The sequence below is a fragment of the Allobosea sp. LjRoot90 genome (genome assembly GCF_964254315.1).
Classification (GTDB): domain Bacteria; phylum Pseudomonadota; class Alphaproteobacteria; order Rhizobiales; family Beijerinckiaceae; genus Allobosea.
On sequence record NZ_CAXUTF020000002.1, the window covers coordinates 359,892 to 385,397 of the forward strand.

Annotated in this window: 22 protein-coding genes; 11 read left to right on the top strand and 11 right to left on the bottom strand. The window is 67.9% G+C overall.

The window, feature by feature from the left end; genetic code table 11:
- The first annotated feature begins 7 nt into the window (after positions 1-7).
- Genes ACSQ3M_RS08495 through ACSQ3M_RS08505 form a run of 3 tightly spaced genes read left to right on the top strand, consistent with a single transcriptional unit; the run spans position 8 to position 4,144 of the window.
- Entirely contained in the window at positions 8-2,533 is a 2,526-nt protein-coding gene (locus ACSQ3M_RS08495) for a circularly permuted type 2 ATP-grasp protein (protein ID WP_436149630.1), read from the top strand.
- Positions 2,534-2,543: 10 nt separating this feature from the next.
- Positions 2,544-3,422 (top strand): transglutaminase family protein, encoded by an 879-nt coding sequence (locus ACSQ3M_RS08500; protein ID WP_436149631.1) that lies wholly within the window; start codon positions 2,544-2,546, stop codon positions 3,420-3,422.
- 14 nt (positions 3,423-3,436) lie between these two features.
- Positions 3,437-4,144, top strand: a complete 708-nt coding sequence (locus ACSQ3M_RS08505) for an HAD family hydrolase (protein WP_436149632.1) — start codon at positions 3,437-3,439, stop codon at positions 4,142-4,144.
- Between the two features lie 9 nt (positions 4,145-4,153).
- Here the strand turns inward: ACSQ3M_RS08505 and ACSQ3M_RS08510 are convergent, their stop codons facing one another.
- Positions 4,154-6,559 carry a glucosaminidase domain-containing protein gene (locus tag ACSQ3M_RS08510; protein ID WP_436149633.1) on the bottom strand — a complete coding sequence of 802 codons (2,406 nt, stop codon included), beginning with the start codon at positions 6,557-6,559 and terminating at the stop codon, positions 4,154-4,156.
- Positions 6,560-6,800: 241 nt separating this feature from the next.
- The gene (locus ACSQ3M_RS08515; protein ID WP_436149634.1) at positions 6,801-8,246 is read right to left on the bottom strand and encodes an aldehyde dehydrogenase family protein; all 1,446 of its coding nucleotides are present in this window, start codon (positions 8,244-8,246) and stop codon (positions 6,801-6,803) included.
- 301 nt (positions 8,247-8,547) lie between these two features.
- Here ACSQ3M_RS08515 and ACSQ3M_RS08520 point away from each other — a divergent pair, with 301 nt between their 5' ends.
- Entirely contained in the window at positions 8,548-9,912 is a 1,365-nt protein-coding gene (locus tag ACSQ3M_RS08520; RefSeq protein WP_436149635.1) for a diguanylate cyclase domain-containing protein, read from the top strand.
- A gap of 12 nt (positions 9,913-9,924) precedes the next feature.
- On the opposite strand, the gene ACSQ3M_RS08525 is transcribed toward ACSQ3M_RS08520, so the two are convergent.
- Entirely contained in the window at positions 9,925-10,581 is a 657-nt protein-coding gene (locus ACSQ3M_RS08525; protein WP_436149636.1) for a glutathione S-transferase family protein, read from the bottom strand.
- A 141-nt stretch (positions 10,582-10,722) separates the two neighbouring features.
- Between ACSQ3M_RS08525 and ACSQ3M_RS08530 the strand changes: the two genes are divergently transcribed.
- Entirely contained in the window at positions 10,723-11,937 is a 1,215-nt protein-coding gene (locus ACSQ3M_RS08530; RefSeq protein ID WP_436149637.1) for a polyhydroxyalkanoate depolymerase, read from the top strand.
- A 9-nt stretch (positions 11,938-11,946) separates the two neighbouring features.
- Here ACSQ3M_RS08530 and ACSQ3M_RS08535 read toward each other — a convergent pair whose 3' ends face one another.
- From ACSQ3M_RS08535 to ACSQ3M_RS08555, 5 genes are all read right to left on the bottom strand, one after another.
- On the bottom strand, positions 11,947-12,099 hold the full coding sequence (locus ACSQ3M_RS08535; RefSeq protein ID WP_436149638.1) for a hypothetical protein: 153 nt from the start codon (positions 12,097-12,099) through the stop codon (positions 11,947-11,949).
- A 72-nt stretch (positions 12,100-12,171) separates the two neighbouring features.
- On the bottom strand, positions 12,172-12,867 hold the full coding sequence (locus ACSQ3M_RS08540; RefSeq protein ID WP_436149639.1) for a phosphatase PAP2 family protein: 696 nt from the start codon (positions 12,865-12,867) through the stop codon (positions 12,172-12,174).
- Between the two features lie 8 nt (positions 12,868-12,875).
- Positions 12,876-13,859, bottom strand: a complete 984-nt coding sequence (locus tag ACSQ3M_RS08545; protein ID WP_436149640.1) for a diacylglycerol/lipid kinase family protein — start codon at positions 13,857-13,859, stop codon at positions 12,876-12,878.
- Between the two features lies 1 nt (position 13,860).
- Complete coding sequence (locus ACSQ3M_RS08550; protein WP_436149641.1) at positions 13,861-14,757, bottom strand: transglutaminase-like domain-containing protein; 897 nt, start codon at positions 14,755-14,757, stop codon at positions 13,861-13,863.
- 229 nt (positions 14,758-14,986) lie between these two features.
- Positions 14,987-15,370: a PRC-barrel domain-containing protein gene (locus tag ACSQ3M_RS08555; RefSeq protein ID WP_436149642.1), complete on the bottom strand. Its 384-nt coding sequence runs from the start codon at positions 15,368-15,370 to the stop codon at positions 14,987-14,989.
- A gap of 309 nt (positions 15,371-15,679) precedes the next feature.
- Between ACSQ3M_RS08555 and ACSQ3M_RS08560 the strand changes: the two genes are divergently transcribed.
- A complete protein-coding gene (locus ACSQ3M_RS08560) occupies positions 15,680-15,943 on the top strand; it encodes a glycine zipper domain-containing protein (RefSeq protein ID WP_436149643.1) in 264 nt (87 codons plus the stop codon).
- Positions 15,944-15,986: 43 nt separating this feature from the next.
- On the opposite strand, the gene hutC is transcribed toward ACSQ3M_RS08560, so the two are convergent.
- Positions 15,987-16,736, bottom strand: coding sequence for a histidine utilization repressor (gene hutC / locus ACSQ3M_RS08565; RefSeq protein WP_436149644.1), 750 nt, complete (start codon positions 16,734-16,736; stop codon positions 15,987-15,989).
- A 13-nt stretch (positions 16,737-16,749) separates the two neighbouring features.
- Positions 16,750-18,117 carry a formimidoylglutamate deiminase gene (locus tag ACSQ3M_RS08570; protein ID WP_436149645.1) on the bottom strand — a complete coding sequence of 456 codons (1,368 nt, stop codon included), beginning with the start codon at positions 18,115-18,117 and terminating at the stop codon, positions 16,750-16,752.
- A gap of 158 nt (positions 18,118-18,275) precedes the next feature.
- On the opposite strand from ACSQ3M_RS08570, the gene hutI reads away from it, so the two are divergent.
- The 5 genes from hutI (at position 18,276) to ACSQ3M_RS08595 (ending at position 24,252) form a co-directional block, all read left to right on the top strand.
- Positions 18,276-19,442 carry an imidazolonepropionase gene (gene hutI / locus ACSQ3M_RS08575; protein WP_436149646.1) on the top strand — a complete coding sequence of 389 codons (1,167 nt, stop codon included), beginning with the start codon at positions 18,276-18,278 and terminating at the stop codon, positions 19,440-19,442.
- Positions 19,439-20,965, top strand: coding sequence for a histidine ammonia-lyase (gene hutH, locus ACSQ3M_RS08580; RefSeq protein ID WP_436149647.1), 1,527 nt, complete (start codon positions 19,439-19,441; stop codon positions 20,963-20,965). The genes hutI and hutH overlap by 4 nt, the downstream gene beginning before the upstream one ends.
- A gap of 244 nt (positions 20,966-21,209) precedes the next feature.
- Complete coding sequence (gene hutG / locus ACSQ3M_RS08585) at positions 21,210-22,016, top strand: N-formylglutamate deformylase (RefSeq protein ID WP_436149648.1); 807 nt, start codon at positions 21,210-21,212, stop codon at positions 22,014-22,016.
- Positions 22,013-23,680, top strand: a complete 1,668-nt coding sequence (gene hutU / locus ACSQ3M_RS08590) for a urocanate hydratase (protein WP_436149649.1) — start codon at positions 22,013-22,015, stop codon at positions 23,678-23,680. Before hutG ends, hutU begins: the two co-directional genes overlap by 4 nt.
- A gap of 11 nt (positions 23,681-23,691) precedes the next feature.
- Entirely contained in the window at positions 23,692-24,252 is a 561-nt protein-coding gene (locus ACSQ3M_RS08595) for a HutD/Ves family protein (RefSeq protein ID WP_436149650.1), read from the top strand.
- Positions 24,253-24,417: 165 nt separating this feature from the next.
- Here the strand turns inward: ACSQ3M_RS08595 and ACSQ3M_RS08600 are convergent, their stop codons facing one another.
- Positions 24,418-25,494, bottom strand: a complete 1,077-nt coding sequence (locus ACSQ3M_RS08600) for a citrate synthase/methylcitrate synthase (RefSeq protein ID WP_436149651.1) — start codon at positions 25,492-25,494, stop codon at positions 24,418-24,420.
- Positions 25,495-25,506: the final 12 nt, after the last annotated feature.

The window sequence follows — 25,506 nt, forward strand, 5'->3', positions numbered from 1 at the left end:
GTCAAGGATGGCTCTGCAGGGCCGATCAAGCTCGACACGGGTGCGCAACGAGCGTCGCAATGCCCTGCTTTCGGGCTATCGGCCGCTGCCCGGCGCCTATGACGAGCTGATGGCGGCGGACGGCACGATCCGGCCGCAATGGGAGCCGTTCCTCGCCGAATGGTCGGCGCTGTCGAGCGATGAGCTGCAGCGCCGCTTCGGCCTCGCCGACCGGCATGTCCGCGACACCGGCGTCTCCTATCGCGTCCATGGCGATCTCGACGAGAACGATCCGCTCGCCAGCGAGCGGGCCTGGCCGCTGAACCACGCACCGCTGGTGCTCACCGGGCAGGAATGGCAGGTTATCGCCGCCGGCGTCGCCCAGCGCGCGCAATTGCTCGATGCCGTGCTCGGCGACATCTATGGCCCCGGCAAGCTCGTGGCCGGCGGGGCGCTGCCCGCCGCCGCCGTCACCGGCAGCCCCGATTATCTGCGGCCCGTACAAGGGGTGGCCGGCGCCGGGCAGCTTCAGATCTATGCCGCCGACCTCGGTCGCGGCCCGGATGGGCGCTGGTGGGTGCTGAACGACCGCACGCAGGCGCCCTCGGGCGCGGGCTATGCGCTTGAGAACCGGCTCGCCATCGGACGCGCCTTCCCGGACCTGTTCCGGACGATGAATGTCGAACGGCTCGCCGCCTTCTTCCAGGGTTTCCGCGCCGGCCTCGTCGCCCGCGCGAAGCGGGTCGAGCCGCGGATCTGCCTGCTGACGCCAGGCCAGCTCAACGAGAGCTATTTCGAACAGGCCTATCTCGCCCGCTATCTCGGCTTCCTCCTGGTCGAGGGCGGCGACCTCGTGATGCGCGACGGGCTGGTGCACGTCCGCACCATCGCCGGCTTCAAGCGCGCCGACGTGATCTGGCGGCGCATCGACGGCGATTTCGCCGACCCACTCGAGCTCAACGCCCGTTCCGCGCTCGGCGTGCCCGGCCTGGTCGAGGCAGTGCGTGGCGAGAACGTCATCGTCGCCAACGGCCTCGGCTCCGGCGTGATCGAGGCCCGGGCGCTGATGGGCTTCATGCCGCGGCTGGCGCGCGAGGTCCTCGGCGAGGACCTGATCCTGCCGAACATCGCGACCTGGTGGTGCGGCCAGCCGCGCGAGCGCCAGATCGTGCTCGACCGGCTGGGTGAGATGAATGTCGCGCCGGCCTTCCGTGCACCCGGCGACGGGCTCGACGGGGGCACCGTACTGGTCGCGGACCTCAGCAGCGCCGAGCGCGAGGCGCTGCGTACCCGCATCACGGAGCGCGGGCTCGACCATGTCGGACAGGAAGTGGTCCGGCTCTCGACCATGCCGGTGATGCAGGGCGGGCGGCTCGAGCCTCGGCCGATGACGCTGCGCGTCTTCGCCGCGGCAACGCCCGATGGCTGGCAGGTGATGCCGGGCGGCTTCTGCCGCGTCTCGGACGAATCCGATGCACGCGCCGTGACGATGCGCTCCGGTGTGCGCTCCAGCGATGTCTGGGTCACCTCCGATGAGCCCGTCGAGCAGGTGACGCTGCTGCCGAGCCCGGACCGGATCCCCATTCGTCGCATCGTCGGCATCCTGCCGAGTCGGGCGGCCGACAATCTGTTCTGGCTCGGGCGCTATCTGGAGCGGAGCGAGGCGACGCTGCGCCTGGTGCGCGCTTTGCTCGGGCGGCTGATCAATGCCGACGACCAGGCCCCGGGCCATGGCGAGACGATCAAGCGCCTCGCCAACCTGCTCGTCGCCTGGGGAGCGGCACCGGCGACACCCAAGGGCCGGCCGGTCGCGGCGCAGGCGCGTTCTGCGCTGCACGATATCGAGCAGTACGGCTCGGCCGCGGCCTCGGTGCGCGAGGCCAGGCGCACCGCCTCGGTCATCCGCGAGCGGCTTTCGGTCGATGCCTGGCGCCTGTTCGGCGACCTGCAGCGCCAGCTCGCCGCGCCGCCGGGCAAGCCGACCAGCGAAGGCGAGGCCTTCGAGATCGCCGATACCGGACTGAAATCGCTCGCCGCCTTCTCGGGCCTCTCCCAGGAGAACATGGTGCGCGGCGCCGGCTGGCGCTTCCTCGACATCGGCCGGCGGATCGAGCGCGGTGTCACCACCTGTCGCTTCGCCCGCCATTTCATCGAGAACGACGCGCCGGGCAACTGCCTCGACGCGCTACTCGACCTGACCGACTCGCAGATCACCTACCGCTCGCGCTACATGCTCGGCGCCTCGTTGCAGCCGGTTCTCGATCTCGTCATGCTCGATCCCTATAACCCGCGCTCCGTCGCCTTCCAGATCGAGCGGCTCGATGCCGAAATCGCCGCCCTGCCCTCGCTCCATGACGACGGCATGCTGGAGGAACCGCGCCGTCTCGCGCTCAAGCTCGCTGCCGAATGCCGCACGGCCGAGGCGAGCCGGCTCGACCGGACCGGCATTCTGCTCTTCGAGCAATTGCTGATGGGCCTCTCCAACGCGGTGGCCGAGCGTTATTTCCTGCAGAACTCCAGGCCGGAAGGTTCGCGGATGACGCGACTCGCGTAAGAGGGTCCGCGTGATCTACGACATCCGCCATCTCACCGCTTACGCCTATAGCCGGCCAGTGCCGTTCGCGCGCTGCATGTTGCGTGTGCTGCCGCGCGATGGGGCCGGCCAGCGCGTGCTGACCAGCAAGCTCGCCGTGACACCCCGCGGCGCCGAACGGAACGATGGCATCTGCTTCTTCGGTAACCGCACGACGACGCTGACCATCGCCAAACCGCATCGCGAACTGCGGATCGAGATGACTTCGCGGGTCGAGGTGACGCGGCCGGCCGCCCCCTTTCCGGCCCTGACGCGGCATTGGGAGGAAGTCGTCGAACTCGCGCTGAAGGCACAGAGCCTCGCAGCGGATTCCCCGGCGCAGTACCTCTATCCCAGCCGGCTGGCGCCGACCGTGCCGGAGATCACCGACTATGCCCGCGCGAGCTTCCCGGCTAGGCGGCCGGTCTTCGAGGCGGCCTGCGAGCTGATGGCCCGCATCCGTAAGGAGTTCCGCTACGATCCCGAAGCAACCGAGGTCGCGACCCCGATCCGCGAGGCTTTTGCTGCCCGTCACGGCGTCTGCCAGGACTTCGCCCACATCATGATCGCGGGCCTGCGCGGCCTTGGCCTGCCGGCCGCCTATGTCAGCGGCTATCTGCGCACCATCCCGCCGCCCGGCCAGGCGCGCCTCGAAGGCGCAGACGCGACCCATGCCTGGGTGATGGCCTGGACCGGGCCGGGGACCGGCTGGATCGGGCTCGACCCGACCAACGACCTGATCGTCGCCGACGACCATATCGTCACCGCAACAGGACGCGACTATGCCGATGTCTCCCCGCTCGACGGCGTGCTCGTCGGCCCGGGCAGCCAGAAGCTCGACGTCAAGGTCGACGTCATCCCCGTCATATGATTGCCGGTGACCTGATGGCTCTGCCCGCCATTCGCGGCATCCTGTTCGACAAGGACGGCACGCTGATCGACTACCAGGCGAGCTGGGCGCCGACCAATCTGAAGGCCGGACGGCTGGCCGCGCGGGGCGATCCCGACCTGGCAGCGCGATTGCTGACCGTAGCAGGCGTCGATCCCGCGACCGGCTACGCGATATCCGACGGGCTGCTCGCCTCGGGCAACACCGAAGACGTCGCTCAGGCCTGGACTGAGGCTGGGTCGCCCTTTGGCGCGGCCGAGTTGACCGAACGGCTCGATACCCTGTTCTGCTCAGTGGTCGTCGCAGCGGTGCCGGTCTGCGACCTCGCCGCCTTGTTCGCCAGCCTCACCGGGCGCGGGCTTGCCCTCGGCATCGCCTCCAGCGACAGCGAGGCCGCGGTTGTCGCCACCGCCGTGCGCTTCGGCCTCGAACCGCATCTCGCATTTCTCTGCGGCTACGATTCCGGCCATGGCGCCAAGCCGGAGCGCGGCATGGTCGACGGCTTCTGCCGCGCGACGGAACTGCCCGCGGAAGCCGTCGCCGTCATCGGCGATTCCAGCCACGACATGCACATGGCGGCAGCGGCCGGCGCTGGCCTGCGCATTGCCGTTCTGACCGGCGCCGGCAGCGCCGAGACCTTGCGCCCGCTCAGCCATCTGCTGCTGCCGAGCATCGCCACGCTGGAACAGGCCCTGTTCGGCTGAGCTCGCCCGTCAGCGCGCGATATTCATCCCGGTCCGATGGTCCTCGAGCCTTGCCGCCGCGATACGGTTGGCGAGGTGCCGGCCCAGCAGCCCGAGGCCCAGCACCGCCGCCGAGCCGCCGAAACCAGGGATCATGCTGGTGCCGACCGTGCCGAGCACCTGGACCACGCTATGCAGCGCGCCGCCGACCGGCAGATTGCCGGCCAGCAACTCGAACACGTTCGAGGCGGCGGGCTTGGCCACCGCCGCGCTGTTGACCGCGTCCAGGAACTGCCGCAACTCCGGAAACCGCGCTACGAACTCCTGCGGGAGCAAGCCGCGGATCTGCTGCACCGTTTGTACCGCTTCTGGCGAGAGCCCGCTGCCGAGGCCCTCCCGCAGTGTCTTGGCCTCTCCGGCCAGCCTTGCGAGTTCAGCCGTCGTCGCCCGGCCGGCCTCGCTCAGACGTTGCACGTCGACCAGGAAGGGCAACAGCGCATTGCCGGCTTGGCCGCCGGGGCCGGCCGTGCCAACCGCATTGACCACCGCGCTGTTGCCGATGCCGAGCGCGCCGAAAGCCGCCGTGATCCAGCTCGCAATCCGGCCCATGCCGGCATCCTTGATGATGCGCGAGCCACGATCGATCAGGTCCTGTTCCGTCGCCTCGGTGCGGGCCGGTGCGAGCGGGCGCTCGATCGGCATTTCGAAAGCGCGCTGCGTCGCCAGATCCAGGACGCCGGTCGCGGGCACCTCGTTGTCAGCCTGGAATTCCAGCAGCGCACCGCGGGTCAGGGTGCCGAATTTGCCGTCGACGTCGCCGACGCCGTAGCCGAGGCGCACCAGCTCCAGCTGCAATTCGGTGACGCGCTTGCCACTCATCCCGATCTGGAGAAATTCGCTGGCGATGCTCTCCCGGAAGACGATGATCGGCTCGTCCATGACCACCGGACCGGTCTCGCCCAGATCGAACCGGTACAGATCGTTCTTGCGCATGATCGATTTGAGCTTCTGGCCGTATTGCGAGTCGGTCGCATAGATGCCGGTCAGCGCATCCGCAAAGGCGTCGGGATCATCGCGGAACATCCGCGCCTTGACGTAGTGCTTACTCGTGCCGAGCAGCTCGGCGTGCTTGATGAAGGCTTCATCAAGACTGTCGAATACGCGAAATGGCTCCTGTTTCGAGACCAGCTTGCCGCCGATCTCCTCCTTGGTCATCGCCGCGACGCTCTTCTGGCCCGGCCGGGCCTTGATCCCGAACGGATTGTTCGAGCCTGCCGGCATGCGCTTGCCATAGGCACTCTCCAGCGCCCATTGCGCCATGGTGATCGAGGCAGGCACGCCCCACTTTCGCTGTGACGCCTGCGCCGCCCTGACGACCTCGATGGTAAAACGATCGGGGATATCGGCAAGGTCGAGACCCGCCGGCTTGATGACGATGACGTCGTCCATCAACGGTTGGGGCCGGATGGTGATGCCGAGGGCGGGTCCGCCCGCCAATGTCGGCATCTCGATGCCGAGCGCCTTTGCCGTCTCCGGGCCGACAACGCAATCGGCGCCCTGCTGCTCGAACAGCCGCTTCTGGAATTCGTAGAGCGCGATCAACGTCGTCCGGCCGAACTTGTCGTCAGGCGTGCCGATCTCGAAACCGGCCCTGACCAGAGCCGCCTGGACCTGGCCGACGAGGACCCCGCGCGAGCCATATCGAACGAGCTGGATCAGGTCGCCATCCTTGCCGCCGGCGACCCGAGCGACCTCATCCGCCTCGAACAGCATGCAGGTGAATTCCTGCTGGCCGCCCGTTTGATCGTAGGCATTACGGCGGAAGGCCTTCCACGGCCCTCGCTCGACGAATTTGCCGCTGGTCGTCGATGGGAAGCCGCAGACTACGAGGCAGCCCTCACTCGAATAACCCGGCTTCGCCGCATCGTCGTTGTAGGCGGCATGGATATTGTCCCAGACGAATTCCTCCGCCTTGGCGCTGCGAGCGAAATCGATCGCGTCGGCCAGGTCGAAGTCGCCGTCGTCGCGGGTTCGCTGCACCGGCAGGAAGATGTTCTGGCGGAAAGCGTCATGCCCGCTGGGCGAACTGCCCTTGTGGCGACCGCGGACATAGCGGAAGCAGCCGGGGATGACCTGGTTGGCCTTGGTCTTGCCAGCCAGGGCCGCGTCGATCGATTTGCGGCTCGGTACGGTCGAACCAGCAAAGAGGGCAAGCACGCCGTCGTCGAGCTTCCATTGCACGAAGGTGCAACGCATGTGCTCGTAGTCGAGACTGATCTCGCGGATCGCTTTGCTGGGCGCGAAACCATTGTCGGCGAGATCGGCCGGCGTCGCGCCGCGGATGCAGACGAAGACCATGCCGGAGTCGGGTACAGGGAAATTGTTACGCCGCGCGAGCCGCCGCAACAAATCGGGCGTCAGATCGATAGTCGCCATTGCCCCCTCCCGCTCGCCATGGTTGCATACTGGCGTGGCCCCGGAAGAGATTGCAAGCTTCTTTACGTAATCGGCCACCGCCTGAGCCATCAACGCTCTCGACTGCCTTAACTAGGCGCGACCGATACCGTTGGAATTCAATCCTTTCCTTCAGTCAGACCAAGTCTAATTCTTAGCCACGCTCCAATGCAAAAGGGCCGCGCTTGCGGCGCGGCCCTCCCTTCCTGGATGACGATCCGGCTCAGGCGAGCGTGTAGGAGGTCTTCACCGTGGTGTAGAACTCGCGGGCATAGGCGCCCTGCTCGCGCGGGCCGTAGCTCGAACCCTTCCGGCCGCCGAACGGCACGTGGTAGTCGACGCCCGCCGTGGCGAGGTTGACCATCACCATGCCGGCCTCGGCATTGCGCTTGAAGTGCGTCGCATGCTTCAGCGAGGTCGTGCAGATGCCCGAGGACAGGCCGAACTCGGTGTCGTTGGCGACGGCGAGCGCCTCCTCGTAATCCTTGACGCGGACGACATTGGCGACCGGGCCGAAGACCTCCTCGCGCGAGATGCGCATGGCGTTGGTCGTCTCGGTGAACAGCGCCGGCTGCAGATAGAAGCCGGGCGTCTCACGGTTGAGCAGTTCGCCGCCCCAGGCGAGCTTGCCGCCCTCGTCACGGGCGATCTGGATGTATTTCAGGTTCTGGTCGAGCTGGCTCTGGTCGACGACCGGGCCGATGGTGGTGCCGGCCTTCAGCGCGTCGTCGACGGTGACGCCCTTCAGCCGCTCGATCGCCGCCTCGACGAAGCGGTCATGGATGCCGGCCTGGACGATCAGGCGCGAGGAGGCCGTGCAGCGCTGGCCGGTCGAGAAGAAGGCGCCCTGCACTGCAGCCTCGACCGCGGTCTTGAGGTCGGCGTCATCGAGCACGACGAGCGGGTTCTTGCCGCCCATCTCGAGCTGGACCTTCTTCATCGGATTGCCGGCGATGCAGGCCGTCGCGACCTTGCGGCCGGTCGAGACCGAGCCGGTGAAGGAGATCGCGTGCACGTCCTTGTGCTCGAGCAGCGCCTGGCCGACGACCGAGCCGCGGCCCATCACCAGGTTGAGCACGCCCTTGGGCAGGCCGGCACGCTGGATGATGTCGACCAGTGCCCAGGCCGAGCCCGGCACGAGGTCGGCCGGCTTGATCACGACGCAATTGCCGTAGGCCAGGGCCGGAGCGATCTTCCAGGCCGGGATCGCGATCGGGAAGTTCCAGGGCGTGATCATGCCGATGATGCCGACCGGCTCGCGGGTGACCTCGACGCCGACGCCTGGACGCACGGAGGGAATGCTCTCGCCGCCCAGGCGCAGGCATTCGCCGGCGAAGAAGGCGAAGATCTGGCCGGCGCGGCCGGCCTCGCCGATGCCCTCTGCCAGCGTCTTGCCCTCCTCACGCGAGAGCAGGCGGCCAAGCTCGTCCTTGCGGGCGAGAATCTCGTCGGAGGCCTTCTTCAGGACCTCGTAGCGCTCCTGCGGCGTCGTGCGGCTCCAGGCCGGGAAGGCAGCCTTGGCGGCGGCGACCGCATTATTCAGGTCCTCGACCGAGCCCTGTGCGTACTCGCCGACGACGTCGTTGGTGTTGGACGGGTTGATGTTGCGCGAGGCGTTCTGCGACGCGGCCCACTCGCCGGCGATCAGGTTCTTGAAGGGAGCATTCATCGCAAAGCCTCTTGCCTAACCAAACTTGCCAAACCGAATTGAGGAGCCGGTCTTAACCGTTTTATGTCGGCAAGGCCATGCAGGATGGCCCGATGAATGGCGATGCGGGCCCCGCCGTGAGCGCATGCAGCAGGGCCGAAAGCTGGTCGTTGGCCGCAGTTTATCGCCGCCATTTCAGCTTGCTTTCACCTTTGTCTGCTTTGCTCCGACGGCAATGAAGCTTGCTCGCGCCTTTCCCTCCCGGCCCGCTCACAACCAGGAGCAAGCAGCGTCGTCCCGCCTGCTTCCCTGGCGTGCGGCGATGCTGATCGCGGGCATCGTCATCGCTGCCGCCCTGTTCGGCCATCTCACCCGGCCGCTCGGTTTCCTCTCCACCTTCTGGCCCGCCAATGCCCTGTTGATGGGCGTGATGGTGCGCAATCCCGGCTGGGCTGGACCACTCGGCTGGGCGAGCGCGGCGGTTGGCTACCTCGCCGCCGACTTCGCCATGGGCGGCGGCCTCGGCATCACGCTCTGGCTGACGGCGGGCAACCTGACCACCGCCAGCGTCGGATATCTGCTGTTCCAGCGCGTCGCCGGTACGGATCGCCGGCTCGAGCGGCCGCAATCGCTGCTGTTCCTGCTTCTAGTCGCCTTCGCTGCCGCAGCTTCGGCCTCGGCCGTCGGCAGCGGCTGCCTCGTCGTCTATTTCGGCCAGCCGCCGATGCAGGCCTTCGAGTTCTTCCTGATCAGCGAGTTCTCCGGCAATCTCGTCGTCCTGCCGATGGTTCTGACGGCGCCGCCACTGGCCGAACTGGCAAGACAGCTGAGTGCGCACGCATCACCGAGCAGATGGCGGCCGAAGGCGATCCTTCCGGGCATCATCCTGCTCGCTTCGATCCTCGTCGCCACCGCGATCGGCGGCTCGAGCGCAATCGCAATCCCGGTTCCGGCGATCCTCTGGTGCGCCCTGAGCTACGGCATCTTCCCAACCGCGTTGCTGACCTTCGGGCTCGGCCTCTGGCAAAGTACCGTGCTGCTGTCAGCATTGACGCCCGGCACCCCCGAATATGCCGTCGCGCTCACCTCCCACCGCTTCGGCGTCGCCCTGTTCTCGCTTGGGCCAATCATGGTGGCGGCGATCAATGCCGCCCGCTCTCGCCTGCTGCGCGAGCTCGATCTTGCCGCCAACCAGGACGCGCTCACCGGGGTGCTCTCGCGCCGCGCCTTCCTCCTGCGCAGCGAGGCGATCCTGACAGGGACGCCGGCCGTGCCCCGGCCGGTGGCGCTGCTGATGCTGGATGTCGACCGCTTCAAGCGGATCAATGACGATCACGGCCATGCGGCAGGGGACGAGGCCCTCGTCGCGCTCGCCGGGCACATCGCGACACTGCTGCGGCCGAGCGACCTGTTCGGGCGGCTGGGAGGCGAGGAGTTCGCGATCCTGCTGCCGGATCTGTCCCAGCCCGCCGCCCTCGCTCTGGCCGAGCGAGTGCGTGACGGCTGCGCCCGGCTGCGCATTCCGGTCGATAAGCGCGCGCCGCTCGCACTGACCATCAGCATCGGCCTGGTCTCGGGCGCGGCGGGGGAATCCCTGCAGCACTTGCTGCAGGAGGCCGATGCCGCGCTCTACCGGGCGAAGCAGGCCGGCCGCGACCGCGTCTTCGCAGCGCGCCTCGCAGCCTGATCTCCGACGTCCTCAGAACTCGGCGTCGAGCTCCTCGAGCTCGTCGGGCTCGGTCTTCGCCGCCGCGATCCAGCGCTGCAGAGCCGGCCAACCCAGGATCGTCTGGCAATAAGCCTGGCTGAGCGGGTCGAGCCCGACGTCGTAGGTCAGGAAGCGCAGGCAGACCGGCGCATACATCGCGTCCGCCATGGTGAGCCGCTCGCCGAAGAGATGGGGCCCGCCATAGCTGGAGATGCAGTCGCGCCAGATCTCGGTGACGCGGTCGATATCGGCCTGGGCGCCGGCCCAGAGCTTGAAGCCGGGATAATGCGCCTTGAGGTTCATCGGCAGGGCCGAGCGCAGATTGGCGAAGCCCGAATGCATTTCGCCGGAGATGGCGCGGCAATGGGCGCGCGCGCCGACCTCGGCCGGCAGCAGCCCGGCCTCGGGCTTCAGCTCGTCGAGATAGCCGGCGATGGCGAGCGTGTCCCAGATTTTCGTGCCGTCATGGCGCAGGCAGGGCACCAGGAAGGAGGGCGAGAGCAGCAGCAGCTCGGCCCGCGCCGAGGGATCGTCGACCGAGAGCATGATCTCCTCGACCTCGAGACCCGCGAGCTGGCAGAGCAGCCAGCCGCGCAGCGACCAGGACGAGTAGTTCTTGCTGCTGATGGTCAGCGTGGTGACAGGCATGCTCGGTATCCTCGGCGCGCGGAGAACCAGCGTAGCAAGAGACGTTCCAGCGACGCCGGCACGAGCGTGGCGGCGCGGGCACGGCGATTGCACGGGCAAACGGCCTCATGCAGGCGCGGCACGATCGGGATCGCCAGACGGATGCTCTATTTCGCCTATCAGGCCCAGTCCGACCTGTTCGATCCGGCTCGCGCGCTTGCCCAGGCGGCGATCGTGACGCTCGGCAGCCGCGCCTTGCTCGGCGAGCCGCTGAGCCTGCGTGCCGCGGCCGCCGGCTACGAGATGGTGACGCGAGCCGGGCTCACGCATGAGCGCCCACCCTATGGCATCGCCAGCGTCCGCGTCGGCAATCGCGACGTGCCGGTCATCGAAGAGGCGGCGCTGACCCTGCCCTTCGGCACCTTGCTGCATTTCCGCAAGGACAGCGATCTCGCCCAGTCGAAGGTGCTGGTGGTTGCGCCGATGTCGGGCCATTTCGCCACCTTGCTGCGCAACACCGTCGCGACGCTGCTGCAGGATCACGACGTCTACATCACCGACTGGCACAATGCCCGCGACGTGCCGCTCGAGGCCGGCCCCTTCGGCTATGACGACTATGTCGACTATCTGATCCACTTCCTCGATGTGCTCGGTCCGCAGGCACATCTCGTCGCGGTCTGCCAACCCTGTGTGCAGGTGCTCACCGCGGCGGCAGTGATGGCGCAGGCCGGCCATCGCGCCCAGCCCCGCAGCATGACGCTGATGGCGGGGCCGGTCGACACCCGCATCAATCCGACCGCGGTCAACCGGCTCGCCAACGATAAGCCGATCGAGTGGTTCCGCAACAACCTGATCTCGACCGTGCCGCGACGCTATGGCGGCGCCGGCCGCCGGGTCTATCCCGGCTTCGTCCAGCTCGGCGCCTTCCTGGCGATGAACATGAGCCGGCACGTCAACGCGCATATCGATCTCTTCACCCACCTCGCGACCGGCGAGACCGAGAAGGCGCAGACGATCAAGGCTTTCTACGACGAGTATTTCGCGGTGCTCGACCTGCCGGCCGAGTTCTATCTCGAGACCGTGCAATGGATCTTCCAGGAGGCGCGGCTGGCGGCGGGCACGCTGACCTATCGCGGCGAGCGCGTCGATTGCAGCGCGATCCGCAAGACGGCGCTGCTCACAGTCGAGGGCGAGCGCGACGATATCTGCTCGCTTGGCCAGACCGCGGCGGCGCACGACCTCTGCCGCGGGCTCAAGCCCTTCCGCAAGCGCCACCACATGCAGGCCGGCGTCGGCCATTACGGCGTGTTCTCGGGCCGCAAATGGGAGAGCCAGATCTACCCGATCGTCCGCAACATGATCCTGGCGAACAGCTGAGCGGCCAGCCTATTTCTCCTTGATCGACAGGCCGTTCTTGCCGACCGAGATCTCGACGCCCTCGGGCTGCCTCTTCTCCTGGTAGAGCGCATAGCTGACGGCCGCGAGGCCGATGACGAGCAAGCCGACCAGGAGGACAAGCGTATTGCGGGACAGCGTCATCAAGAACTCCGTTGCAGGCGCCAGAACGGCGCGCCCATCAACGCCGGCGCAGTCGCCTGGTTCCAGCCCGCCTCATATTGCGGGCTCGCCGCGTGCCGTGGTGGCCTGCACCATCTCCGCTTCCGTCCGGGCCGCGTAACGTCCGATCAGGAAGATGGCGAGACCTGACCAGGCAACTCCGAGGCACCAGCCGCCGAGCACGTCGCTCGGCCAGTGCACGCCGAGATAGATCCGACTCACTCCGATCGCGATGATCAGGGCCCAGGCTATCCAGAGGCAGAGCCGGGCAATGTCAGCGCGGCGCGAGGCGATGCCGACGAAGCCGGCGATGCCGAGCAGCACCACCGCCGAGAGGAAGGCATGGCCGCTCGGGAAGCTCGCGGTGAAGGTCAGCGCCGCATGCTCGACGATATCCGGCCGCTCGCGGCCGAAGGCCAGCTTCAGCAGCGTACTCGCCGCTGTCGCCGCCAGGACATTGACCACCAGGCCGATCGCCAGCGCCCGGTAACCGCAGAGCCGCAGCGTCAGCGCTGCGATCACCGTCGCGATGCCCAATCCGACGAAGCTGCCGAGTGCGGTCAGGTCGCGCATCATCTCGCGCACCCAGGCCGGGCCGATCGGTAGCGAGGGGTCGGCGGCATCGCGGAACAGCATCACCAACGTGGTGTCGAAGGCGAAATCACGACCCGAGACGACAAAGATCGCCAGCCCGACGAAACCGAAGGTAGCCGCGACAGGCAGGAGGAAGCGCGGCTGGAGGAGGAACATCGAACGCCTCATGAAGGGAACTGGTACTCGGCTGGATAGGACGGAAGCTCGGCCGGCCGGGCAGCGATCACCCGCAGCGCACCCGGCAGCAGGCGATAGGTGAACGGGCTGGCGCGGCGCTCGACCTCGCCGTCGAAGGTGACATGGCCGCGGCGCTTGTCGCGACGGGTCAGGGTGACGGCAGTGCCCGTCAGCGAGACCAGGTGCCGGGAGTTGCGCCAGCCACCGGTCAGCATCGAGAACGCCGCCTTGGCGCGCGACAGCGGGCCACCGGTATCGAGGATATGGATCTCGAATTCGCCACCGTCGAGACAGCTGCGACGCCATTCGGCGCCGTCGAACTGGTTGACGGTGACCAGAACCGCATCGGCTTCGACCAGACGACGCTCGCCGGCGATCTCCATCTCGATACGGATCGGCCGGGTGAACAGGATCGAGCGCGTCGCGGCGAAGAGGAAGGCGATGAGGCGGCTGAATGGGAACCGGCGCCGCGCATATTCACGCTGGCGGGCCATCAGGCTGAAGAAACCCATGCCTGAGACCGAATGGAACAAGTGGCCGTCGACGCTGCCGAGATCCATCGAGATCGGCTCGCCCTGGCAGAGCGCGGCAATCTGCTGCTCCACTGTGCCGATGAGGCCGAGATCGCGGCCGAGCACGTTGACGGTGCCAAGCGGCAGCACGCCCACGGGCCGCTTGCAGCCGACCAGGATCGGAAGGGCGCCGTTGATGCTGCCGTCGCCGCCGGCGATGACGGGGGTCACCGCCCTGTCGGCAACCGCAGCCCGCAAGCGTGCCTGCAATTGGCGCGGTTGCACCAGCTCGACCTCGGCGCGGCAACCGGCAGCTTCGAACCCTGCCGTGATGCGCCGCGAGAAGTGCGCCGCCCCCGCTTCCAGCACCGTACCCGCACGCGCGTTGGCGATGACGCGGAAGCAGCGCGTTGGCGCCGGCGTTTCGAGCTCGGGCGACGGTTCCGACAGTTTCGCCATGTCAGGCGGCGATATGGGCGTCTCTCTTGGCGGGAACAAGGCGGGTCGCCGTCGGCGCAAGCCGCAGCGGCTCCTCCTCGACCTCTTCGGTGATCACCTCGAAGCGCCGCAGCCAGTGCGGGCCAAAGGAGGTGATCATCGGTACGTCGGTCGCGTCGCGACCGCGCGCGAGGACGATGCGGCCAATGCGGCGCTGGTTGTGCCGGGCGTCGAAGGTATGCCAACGCCCGCCGAGCCAGACCTCGAACCAGGCGTTGAAGTCCATCGGCGCCGGGTTGGGCACGACGCCGATATCGCCGAGATAGCCGTTGCAATACCGCGCCGGGATATTGAGGCAGCGGCAAAGTGCGATGGCGAGGTGGGCGAAGTCCCGGCAGACCCCGATACGCTCATCGAAGGCCTCGGCCGCAGTCCGGGTGTTGCGCGCGAAGGCGTAGCCGAAGCTGACATGGTTATGGACGAACTGGGTCACGGCCTGAACGCGGGCCCAGCCCGGCTCGACCTGGCCGAACAGGCTCCAGGCGGTGTCAGCCAGCCGGTCGGTCTCGCAATAGCGGCTGCCGAGCAGATAGGGCAGGACCGCCTCCGGCAGTTCCGCCGGCACAGCCTCGCGGGCAGTAAGATCGGCCGCATCGGGCTCGCCGCTATCATGGATGAGGCCTTCGCATGCGAGCACGACACCGCCTGCCGGCGCGGTGAAACGGCGACAGATGTTGCCGAACGGGTCGAGATGCTGGCTGATCTCGATCGGCGCAGGCCGGCCCAAGACGGGCGCCACGCGCATCTCGTCCGGACGGATCAGATCGTGCCGGCGCGAGGGGTGAATATCGAGCAATGTGAGCAGGGTGGTCGGCTGCTCGCAGACGACCTCGATCCGGTAGCCGTAACGAATGTGCATGATGACCTCGATGATGCACGAAGGGAGTTACCCACCACGGTGGGAGCGGTGCCCAGCCGGCTCAATTACGCGCAGCTGCAGCCGAGGTTCCCCGCCGATTCCGTGATGAAGCCCCAAAAAAGGTGCGGGCCTTTCGGCCCGCACCACGCAATCACGACGATCCGGCTGGGGGGATAGCGACCGCCGCGAGTTGCGCCTTTGTGTGGAACGCCGGCCCTGCGGCGCGCTCTCACATCATCCAATACGGCATGGTGCCGTAGTAATCGTGCACCCGCTTGCCGTACTCCTTGTCGTGCCAGTCAGGCTCGCCATCGGCGCCGTACATCGGGGCGGCTTCGAGCTTCTCGCGGGTCAGCGGGACGACATAACCACCCTTCTCGACGTCGTAGTCGAGCATGCTCCACGGGATCGGGTGGTACTTCTCGCCGAGACCAAGGAACCCACCGAAGGACATGATCGCGTAGGCGACCTTGCCGGTCGCCTTGTCGAGCATGACGTCGTAGATCGAACCGAGATGCTCGCTGGCGGAGTTGTAGACTTCGGTACCGGCAACGCGAGCGCCGGCGATCAGCGGGTTGGCGGCGTGAGAGGCTGCGGTCATCGTAGCGCTCATCGATCCCTCCATGAATAGCTTACCGGGCCGACGTTCGGGCCGGCTCGTCACATCAACCCGGCGTCAGCGCCTAGGTTCCCGCCCCAGCAGACAAAATTGCGTGCCCCAGAAACCCCTGGAGCCGGCCGGGCGAAGGAGCGACTGAGCGAGCCGCGGAACAAAATTCGGCGCCTGCTGTTTGACAGGGCAGCGAACGATCGGCTGCGCGGATTTGCGTCGGCGCGAAACCAGGCGGCGAACAGGCGATGCCTCGCCGCGATGCGCGCTGTGCGCCTTCGCAGCAGACACAAGCAAAGGAAACGTCCGATGATGAAGAAGCTTCTTCTCGTGACCGCCGCGGTGGCCGCGCTCGGTGCCTGCACGCCCCGCGAAGAGAGAACAGCAACCGGTGCGCTGATCGGCGCCGGAGCGGGTGCCCTCATCGGCGGCGCCGCGACCGGGCGTGCTGGTGGTGCCCTGGCGGGAGCCGCGATCGGCGGCGCCGGCGGCGCCATCATCGGCAATGCGACCTCGCCGGATCAGATCTGCTACGGCCGCGACGAGTGGGGCCGGCGCGTCCGGTACGCTTGCTGATAGGCAGCATATCGCGAATGGCGGGAACCACCCGCCATTCGCCTCAAACCGCTCCGTAAGGTCCGAAGCGGCCAACGAAGCGGTGGCGACCGCCGGGATAGAGCAATCTCACAGCCGTGATCGGCTCGGCCTGGTTCCAGGTCCGGCGCTCGACCAGCAGGCAAGGATCGCCTGCATCGATCTTCAGCAGCTCCGCTTCCTCCGGTTCCGCCGCGATAGCGCTGATTGCATGCTCCGCCTGCGACCACAGAGAGTTCTGGAGGAGCCAATCGCCCGGCGGCGTCTCGGTGAAACTCTCCTCCAAGACCTGCGGCAGCGTGGCAAGATGGATCACCCGGTCCTCCAGCACATGCGACCTGCCATCGGCGAAGTGTAGCAAAGTCAGGTGCGTGATCTCGACGGAGCGGCCAAGTTCGAAACGCGCGGCAACTTCGCGCTGCGCCTTGCCGTCACGCCGTTGCAGGATGAGATAGCTGTAGGCCTGCCCGAGCTCGCGAACCTCCTGCGGGATCGAGAGAATGTCGAGCATGGCGTGGCTTGCCGGCGGGCTCGCGACGATCGTACCCGAACGGCGCCGGCGCGTGATCAGGCCCTCGCGGGCAAGCTGCGCCAGCGCGCGGTGCACGGTCATGCGCGAAGCGCCCAGCCGCTCCATCAGCGCGTGTTCTGGCGGCACCGCCGTCCCCGGCGGCCAGGTCCCGGCCAGGATCAGATCGCGGACGGCGCGACGGATCTGGTCATAGAGCGGACCGGCTCCATCCAGCGCCACGGCATCGATCTGAGTGGCTGACATGGCTCCCTGACTCTCAGGCGAGGAGATTGCGGATCACCTGGCCATAGCGGGCAGCGATCCGGGCGCGGTCAATGTGCCGGCCGGCGCTGACCACAGGCTTTCCACCGACGATGACCTCCGCGACCGGCAAGGCGGGTGCGGCGAAGATCGCGCTGTCGAGGGCGAAGTCGCCGGCCTTGCCGACGATGGCGGGATGCTCGGCATCGAGCGTGACGAGGTCGGCGCGATGGCCGACGGCGATCGCGCCGACACTGCGCCCGCAGGCCTGGGCCCCGCCGGCGCAAGCGTCCTGCCAGAGCCTGAGGCCGGCCGATACGCCAGCTTCAGCCCAGAGCGCACGCCGCCGATCCCGCAAGCGCTGCGAATATTCGAGCAGGCGCAATTCGCCACCCGCGCCGATCTCGACATTGGAATCGCTGCCGACGCCGATGCGCCCGCCCTTCTCGCGGTAACGCACGCCGTCGAAGATGCCGTCGCCGAGATTGGCCTCGGTGATCGGGCACAGGCCCGCGACGGCGCCGGACAGCGCCATCGCATCACGCTCGGCATCGCTGAGATGCGTCGCATGGATCAGGCACCAGCGCTCGTCGATCGCAACGTTCTGCATGAGCAGCTCGACCGGGCGCCGGCCGGTGATGGCGAGGCTGTCCTCGACCTCGCGGGTCTGCTCGGCAACATGGATGTGCAGCGGCACGCCCTGGCGCAGCTGCGCAATCCAGGTCAGGTCTTCGAGCGCGACCGCCCGCAACGAATGCGGGGCGAGGCCGACGCGGGCATCCGGCAGGCTTGCGACCGCCTTCTCGCTGCCCTCGATCAGGCGCGCATAGGCGTCGCGATCGTTGAGGAAGCGGCGCTGGCCGGGCGCGGCCGGCGCGCTGCCGAAATTGCCGTAACGATAGAGCACCGGCAGCAGAGTCAGGCCGATGCCCGTCTCTTCGGACGCCGCCGCGATCGCCGCGCCCATCGCGGCAATGTCGCCATAGGCGCGGCCGTCCTTGTCGTGATGCAGATAATGGAATTCGGCGAGCGCGGTGAAGCCGCCTTCCAGCATCTCGACCATGGCCTGCGCCGCGATCGCCTGGACATCGTCCGGGTTCAGCCGATCGAGGAAGCGGTACATCACCTCACGCCAGGTCCAGAACGAATCCTCGGAGGCGCCGCGTCGCTCGGCCAGGCCCGCCATGCCGCGCTGGAAGGTGTGGCTGTGCAGATTCGGCAGGCCGGGCAGCGCTAGGCCTGCCAGCTTCGTGCCCCCCGCAGATGCAGCCTGCCCCGCCGCGACCGACATGATGGTTCCATGATCGAGCGTCAGCGTGACGTTCTCGGCGAAGCCCTCGGGGAGCAGCGCCTGGGCGAGATGCAGTGTCGTCAATCCGGTCACGCTGGCGTCCTCGTTTAATTGCATATGCAAATGAAGCTTGCTATTTGCATATGCAATTGTCTAGCATAGCCGCAAGGCAGATTAAGTCGAGAGGAGGCGACGTGGCGGCGACCCCTTCCCCCAGCGAACGAGTGTGGACCAACGCACGGCTCGCGACCATGGCGGCCGATGCCGGCATGCCCTATGGCGCGATCGAGGACGGCATCGTCATCGCCCGCGAAGGCCGCATCGCTTTTGCCGGCCCACGGTCGGAGGCGCCCGCCTTCGGCAAGGCCGAGGTGATCGATTGCGCTGGGCGCTGGATCACCCCCGGGCTGATCGATTGCCATACCCATCTCGTCTATGGCGGCGACCGCGCCCATGAGTTCGAATTGCGCCTCAAGGGTGCAAGCTATGAGGAGATCGCCCGCGCCGGTGGCGGCATCGTCTCCAGCGTCAAGGCGACGCGCGCGGCCACTGAAGACCAGCTCTTCGCCAGCGCCGACAAGCGCTTGGCCGCGCTGATCGCCGAGGGCGTCACCACGGTCGAGATCAAGTCGGGCTACGGGCTCGACACCGAGAGCGAGGTCAAGGTCCTCGCCGTCGCCCGCCGGCTCGGGCTCGAGCGCCCGGTCAGGGTTCTGACGACCTTCCTCGGCGCCCATGCGGTGCCGGTCGAGTTCAAGGGTCGTTCCGGCGACTATATCGACCTCGTCTGTGGACCGATGTTGGACGCGATCGTGGCGCAGAAGCTCGCCGACGCCGTCGACGTGTTCTGCGAGGGCATCGCCTTCTCAGCCGACGAGACCGCCCGCGTCTTCGCCGCGGCCAAGGCGAAGGGCCTTGCGATCAAGATCCACGCCGAGCAGCTCTCCAATCTCGGCGGCGCGGCGCTCGCCGCCGGCATGGGGGCGCTTTCGGCCGATCATCTCGAACATCTCGACGAGGCCGGCGTCATCGCGATGGCCAAGGCCGGCACCGTTGCGGTGGTGCTGCCGGGCGCCTTCTATTTCCTGCGCGAGACGGTGCAGCCGCCGATCGAGCTCCTGCGCCAGCATCGCGTGCCGATCGCGCTCGCCACCGACGCCAATCCCGGCACCTCGCCGCTGACCTCGCCGCTGCTAACCATGAACATGGGCTGCACCCTGTTCCGGCTGACGCCCGAGGAGGCGCTGGCGGGCATGACCCGCAACGCCGCCCGTGCCCTCGGCCTCCAGGACGAGATCGGCACGCTTGAGGCCGGCAAGGCCTGCGATCTCGCGATCTGGGAGATCGAGCGCCCGGCCGAGCTCGCCTATCGCATCGGCTTCAACCCGCTTCACGCCCGCATCCGGAACGGACAATGACCACGCTCTCTCTCACTCCCGGCGAGGCTCGCCTCGCTGATTGGCGCCATGTCCTCGACGGCGCCACCGTCACCCTGACCGAGACCGGCGCCATCGCCGCCGCGCAGGCGATCGTCGACGACATCGTCGCCGCCGGCACCGTGACCTATGGCGTCAACACCGGCTTCGGCAAGCTCGCCAGCGTCCGGATCGCCGACAACGATCTCGCCAAGCTGCAGCGCAATCTCATCCTCTCGCATGCGGTCGGCACCGGCCCTGCTTTGCCGGACGAGGTCGTTTCCCTGATCCTCGCCATGAAGGCGGCGAGCCTGGCGCGCGGCGCCTCGGGCGTGCGCCCCGTCGTGGTCGAGGCGCTGATCGGCGCGCTCAAGGCCGGCGCCCTGCCGGTGGTGCCGGCCAAGGGCTCGGTCGGCGCCTCCGGCGACCTCGCCCCGCTCGCGCATCTGACCGCGGCGCTGATGGGTGTCGGCGAGATCAGGCTGAAGGGCGAGGTACTGCCGGCGGCCGAGGCGCTGAAGCGGATCGGCCAGGCGCCGCTGGCGCTCGGCGCCAAGGAAGGCCTCGCGCTGATCAACGGCACGCAGGTCTCGGCCTCGCTGGCGCTGACCGGGCTTACCAGCATCGCCCGCGTCTTCGACGCGGCGCTGATCGCCGGCGCGCTCTCGGTCGATGCGCTGAAGGGCTCCGACACGCCGTTCGATCCGCGCATCCAGCAGCTGCGCGGCCAGCCCGGCCAGATCAAGGTCGCAGCATTGCTGCTGCAGCTGATCGCCGGCAGCGAGATCCGCGAGAGCCATCGCTTCGGTGATTCCAAGGTGCAGGACCCCTATTCCCTGCGCTGCCAACCGCAGGTGATGGGCGCGGTGCGCGACCTGCTCGCCAACGTCGCGGCGACGCTCGCGATCGAGGCCAATGCCGTCACCGACAATCCGCTGGTGCTGGGGCCGGGCGAGATCGTCTCGGGCGGCAATTTCCATGCCGAGCCGGTCGCCTTCGCCGCCGACATGCTGGCGATGGGCGTCTGCGAGATCGGCAACCTCGCCGAGCGCCGCATCGCGCTGTTGGTCGATCCCGTCATGAGCGGCCTGCCGCCCTTCCTCGCCCGCGATGCCGGCCTCAACTCCGGCTTCATGATCGCGCAGGTGACAGCCGCAGCGCTGGCCTCCGAGAACAAGCAGCGAGCCTATCCTGCATCCGTCGACACCATCCCGACCTCGGCCAACCAGGAAGACCATGTCTCGATGGCGACGCATGGCGCCTTCCGCCTGATCGAGATGGCGAAGAACGCCGCGAGCATCATCGCCGTGGAACTCATGGCCGCCGCCGAGGCGATCGAGCATCACAGGCCGATGAAGACCTCGCCGCGGCTCGAGCCGGTGCTGGCCCTGATCCGCGAGAGGATCGCGCCGCTGACCGAAGACCGCTATCTCGCGCCCGACCTCGCGGCTGCGACGGAGCTCGTGCTCTCGGGCGCCCTCGGCAAGGCCGCCGGCATCGACAGCTTTGCGGAGCTTTCGGCGTGAGGCGCACGAACCGCAACGCGCCCCCTCTCCCCTTGCGGGAGAGGGCTGGGGTGAGGGGGCGCGCCGCCCTTCCCCGTCATGGTCGGGCTTGTCCCGACCATCCACGCCTTCCTTCGTCGCGTGCGGTGTTCAAGACGTGGATGCTCGGCACAAGGCCGAGCACGACGGAAAGCTCGCGCGACCCCTCATCCGTCAGCGCTTCGCGCTGCCACCTTCTCCCGCAAGGGGAGAAGGGAGCGCGCCCATGACCAACATCGTCTCCGTCACACGTGGCGCCTCGCCGCTCGTCCTGTCGATGCCGCATCCCGGCACCGGCCTGCCGGCCGAGGTCGCGGCGCAGCTCAATGCGCGCGGAAAGCTGGTCGAGGACACCGACTGGCATATGCGCCAGCTCTACGCCTTCGCCGAGCGCTTCCAGCCGACGATCGTAGAAGCGCAATTGTCGCGCTTCGTCATCGACCTCAATCGCGATCCGGCTGGCGTCTCGCTCTATCCCGGCCAGGCGACGACCGAGCTCGTGCCGACCACGACCTTCGACGGCGCGCCGATCTGGGAGACGGCGCCCGACGAGGCCGAGATCGCCCGCCGACGCGAGGCCTATTTCCGACCCTATCATGCGGCGCTTGCCGCCGAGATCGAACACGCCAAGGCGCAGCACGGCTTCTGCCTGCTCTGGGACTGCCATTCGATCAAGTCGGTGATCCCCCGCCTCTTCCCGGATACCCTGCCGACGCTCAATCTCGGCACCAACTCCGGCGCCAGTGCCGCGCCTTCCGTCGAGGCCGCCGCAGCCGCGGCGATGGCCGGCGGCGCCTTCACGCAGGTCGTCAATGGCCGCTTCAAGGGCGGCTGGATCACGCGGCATTACGGCCAGCCGGCCGAGCATGTCCACGCGCTGCAGATGGAGATCGCGCTCTCGGCCTATCTCGCCGAGGAGGCGCCGCCCTGGCGCTTCGACGCGGCCCGGGCCGCCAGCCTGCAAGCCACCCTTTCCGCCATGATCGAGGCCGCGCTCGCCGCCGCCACCCAGCTCGAACGGAGCAAGCCATGACCCGCATCGACAACAGCCGCGTCATCCGCGCGCCCCACGGCAACGAGCGCAGCGCCAAGTCCTGGCTGACCGAAGCTGCGCTGCGCATGCTGATGAACAATCTCGACCCCGATGTCGCCGAGAAGCCGGGCGAGCTTGTGGTCTATGGCGGCATTGGCCGCGCCGCCCGCACCTGGGAGGATTTCGACCGGATCTGTGCCTCGCTCCGCTCGCTCGAGGCCGACGAGACCCTGCTGGTCCAGTCCGGCAAGCCGGTCGGCATCTTCAAGACCCATCCGGACGCGCCACGCGTCCTGATCGCGAATTCGAACCTCGTCCCGGCCTATGCCAATTGGGAGCATTTCCATCATCTCGATAAGCTCGGGCTGATGATGTACGGCCAGATGACGGCCGGCTCCTGGATCTACATCGGCACGCAGGGCATCGTTCAGGGCACCTACGAGACCTTCGTCGAGGTAGGCCGCCAGCACTATAATGGCAGCCTCAAGGGCAAATGGGTCCTGACCGGCGGCCTCGGCGGCATGGGTGGCGCCCAGCCGCTGGCCGCGACCATGGCCGGCGCCTCGATGATCGCCGTCGAGTGCAGGCCGTCCTCGATCGATTTCCGGCTGCGCACCCGCTATCTCGACGAGAAGGCCGATAGCGTCGACGAGGCCCTGAAGATTATCGAAGCCGCCCATGCCAGGGGCAAGGCCGTCTCGGTCGGCGTGCTCGGCAATGCCGCCGAGATCTTTCCCGACATGGTTCGCCGCGGCATCCGCCCGGACGTCGTCACCGACCAGACCTCGGCCCATGACCCGCTCAACGGCTACCTGCCGGCCGGCTGGACACTGGAAGAGTGGGAGGAGCGCAAGGAGCGCGACCCGGCAGGGACGATTCTAGCTGCGAAGAAGTCGATGGCCGAGCATGTGAAGGCAATGCTCGACTTCCAGAAGATGGGCGTGCCGACGCTCGACTACGGCAACAACATCCGCCAGATGGCCAAGGATATGGGCGTCGACAACGCCTTCGATTTCCCCGGCTTCGTCCCGGCCTATATCCGCCCGCTGTTCTGCCGCGGCATCGGCCCGTTCCGCTGGGCCGCGCTCTCGGGCGATCCGGAGGACATTTACCGCACCGACCAGCGCGTCAAGGAGCTGCTGCCGGACGACAAGCACCTGCACAACTGGCTCGACATGGCGCGCGAGCGCATCCAGTTCCAGGGCCTGCCGGCGCGGATCTGCTGGGTCGGCCTCGGGGACAGACATCGGCTCGGCCTCGCCTTCAACGAGATGGTGGCGAAGGGCGAGGTCAAGGCCCCGATCGTGATCGGCCGCGACCATCTCGATTCCGGCTCGGTCGCCTCGCCTAACCGCGAGACCGAAGCGATGAAGGACGGCTCGGACGCAGTCTCCGACTGGCCACTGCTCAACGCCCTGCTCAACACCGCCGGCGGCGCGACCTGGGTCTCGCTGCACCATGGCGGCGGCGTCGGCATGGGCTATTCGCAGCATTCGGGCGTGGTCATCGTCGCCGATGGCACGCCGGAAGCAGCCAAGCGGCTGGAACGCGTGCTCTGGAACGACCCGGCGACCGGCGTGATGCGCCATGCTGATGCCGGCTACGACATCGCGCTCGACTGCGCCCGAGAGAAGGGCCTGAAGCTGCCCGGCATCCTGGGCTGAGGGCGAACGCCATGCGCATCATCCGCGCCGCCGACTGCCTGGTCATGCCGTGGAAGAACGGCGGCGGGACGACGACCGAGATCGCGGTTGCACCTGAAGGCGCCTCGCTGAGCGATTTCGACTGGCGCATCAGCATGGCCCATGTCGGGCAGGACGGGCCGTTCTCGTCCTTCCCCGGCATCGACCGGACGCTTTCGGTGCTGACCGGGGCCGGGATCACGCTGGCCTTCGGCGATGGCGAGCACGTCAGGCTGGATCGGACCAGCGCGCCCTACCCGTTCGCCGCCGACCGGGCGGTCGACGGACTGCTGGTCGAGGGGCCGATCGACGACCTTAACGTCATGAGCCGGCGCGGCCGCTGGCGGCACCGGGTCGAGCGCCTCTCCGGCGCAGGCTCGCTCAACGCGAGCGAGGGCCTGCTGGTGCTGGTCGCCCGCAAGGGTGATTGGCAGGTGAATGGCGCGGCGCTTCCCGCCGGCGACAGCGCAATCCTCGACGCGCCGGAGCGCGTCGAGCTGGTCGCCAGTGGTGGTGAGGCTGAACTCTACGCGGTCTGGCTGACGGCAATATAGGCAAGCGCGGGATCCCCTCTCCCGGATGGGAGAGGGGTAGGGGTGAGGGACCGCCGCGAATTAAGGAGGCGCAGCGGCACCGCCGTGACCTCAATCGGTAAGGGCAGGCCCTCATCCCTGCCCTTCTCCCACACGGGAGAAGGGTTCCCCGCGCTCTGCAGAAGCCTACGCCGCCTGACGCGGCTGCGGGCCGACATAGACCGATTGCGGCCGGATGAGCCGGCCGGTCTCGATCTGCTCGCGGGCATGGGCGAGCCAGCCGGTGGTACGGCCGAGCGCGAAGACGCAGGTGAAGGCCTCGGGCGGGAAGCCGAGCGCTTCCAGCAGCAGCGCGGTATAGAACTCGACATTCGTTTCCAGCGAACGGCCGGGCTTGCGCTCGCGCAGGATGGCGAGCGCCGCCTGCTCGACCGCCTCGGCAAGGCGCAGGCGCCCGGCATCGGCGCCGAGCTTCGCGATCGCCTGTTTCAGCGCATCGGCGCGCGGATCGCGCACGCGATAGATGCGATGGCCGAAGCCCATCAAGCGTTCGCCGCGATCCAGCGCGCCCTCGAGCCAGGGCCGGGCATTGGACGGCTCGCCGATCGCGTCGAGCATCTCGATCACCGGCCCCGGCGCGCCGCCATGCAGCGGCCCCTTCAGCGCGCTGATCCCGGCCAGCACGGCCGAGACCAGCCCGGCCCGCGTCGAGGCGACGACGCGGGCGGCGAAGGTCGAGGCATTGAGGCCGTGATCGGCGACGGTGACGAGGTAGGTGTCGAGCGCCGCCGCCTGGGCCGCGGTTGGGGTATCGCCACGCAGCATGCGCAGCGTGTCGGCCGCCTGCGACAGCGTCGGATCGGGCGCGATCGGAGCAAGGCCGCGCCGCTTGCGGACAGCAGCCGCGGTGAAGACGGCTGGCGCCGCGAGCAGTTTCAGTGCGGTTTCGGGTCGCTCGCCATCAGCGATCTGCGCGGTCCAGGCGCGGACCGCCTCGACCGGGCCGAGACCGTCCGAAAGCGCGGTGCGCTCGACGATGCCGAAGAGATCGGCACGAGCCTTGCCGAGCGCCACCGGGAGCTCGCGGCCCTGCGGCAGGCCGGGCAGCAAACCGTCGAGCATCAGCGCCGCCATCTCCTCGAAGCTGGTTCGGCCGGCGAGCTCGGCGAGGCTGTGGCCGCGGATCACCAGGCGACCGGCGGCGCCGTCGACTTCCGAGAGCACGGTATGGGCGGCGACGACGTCATCGAGACCATCGGACATGAGCTGAACTCC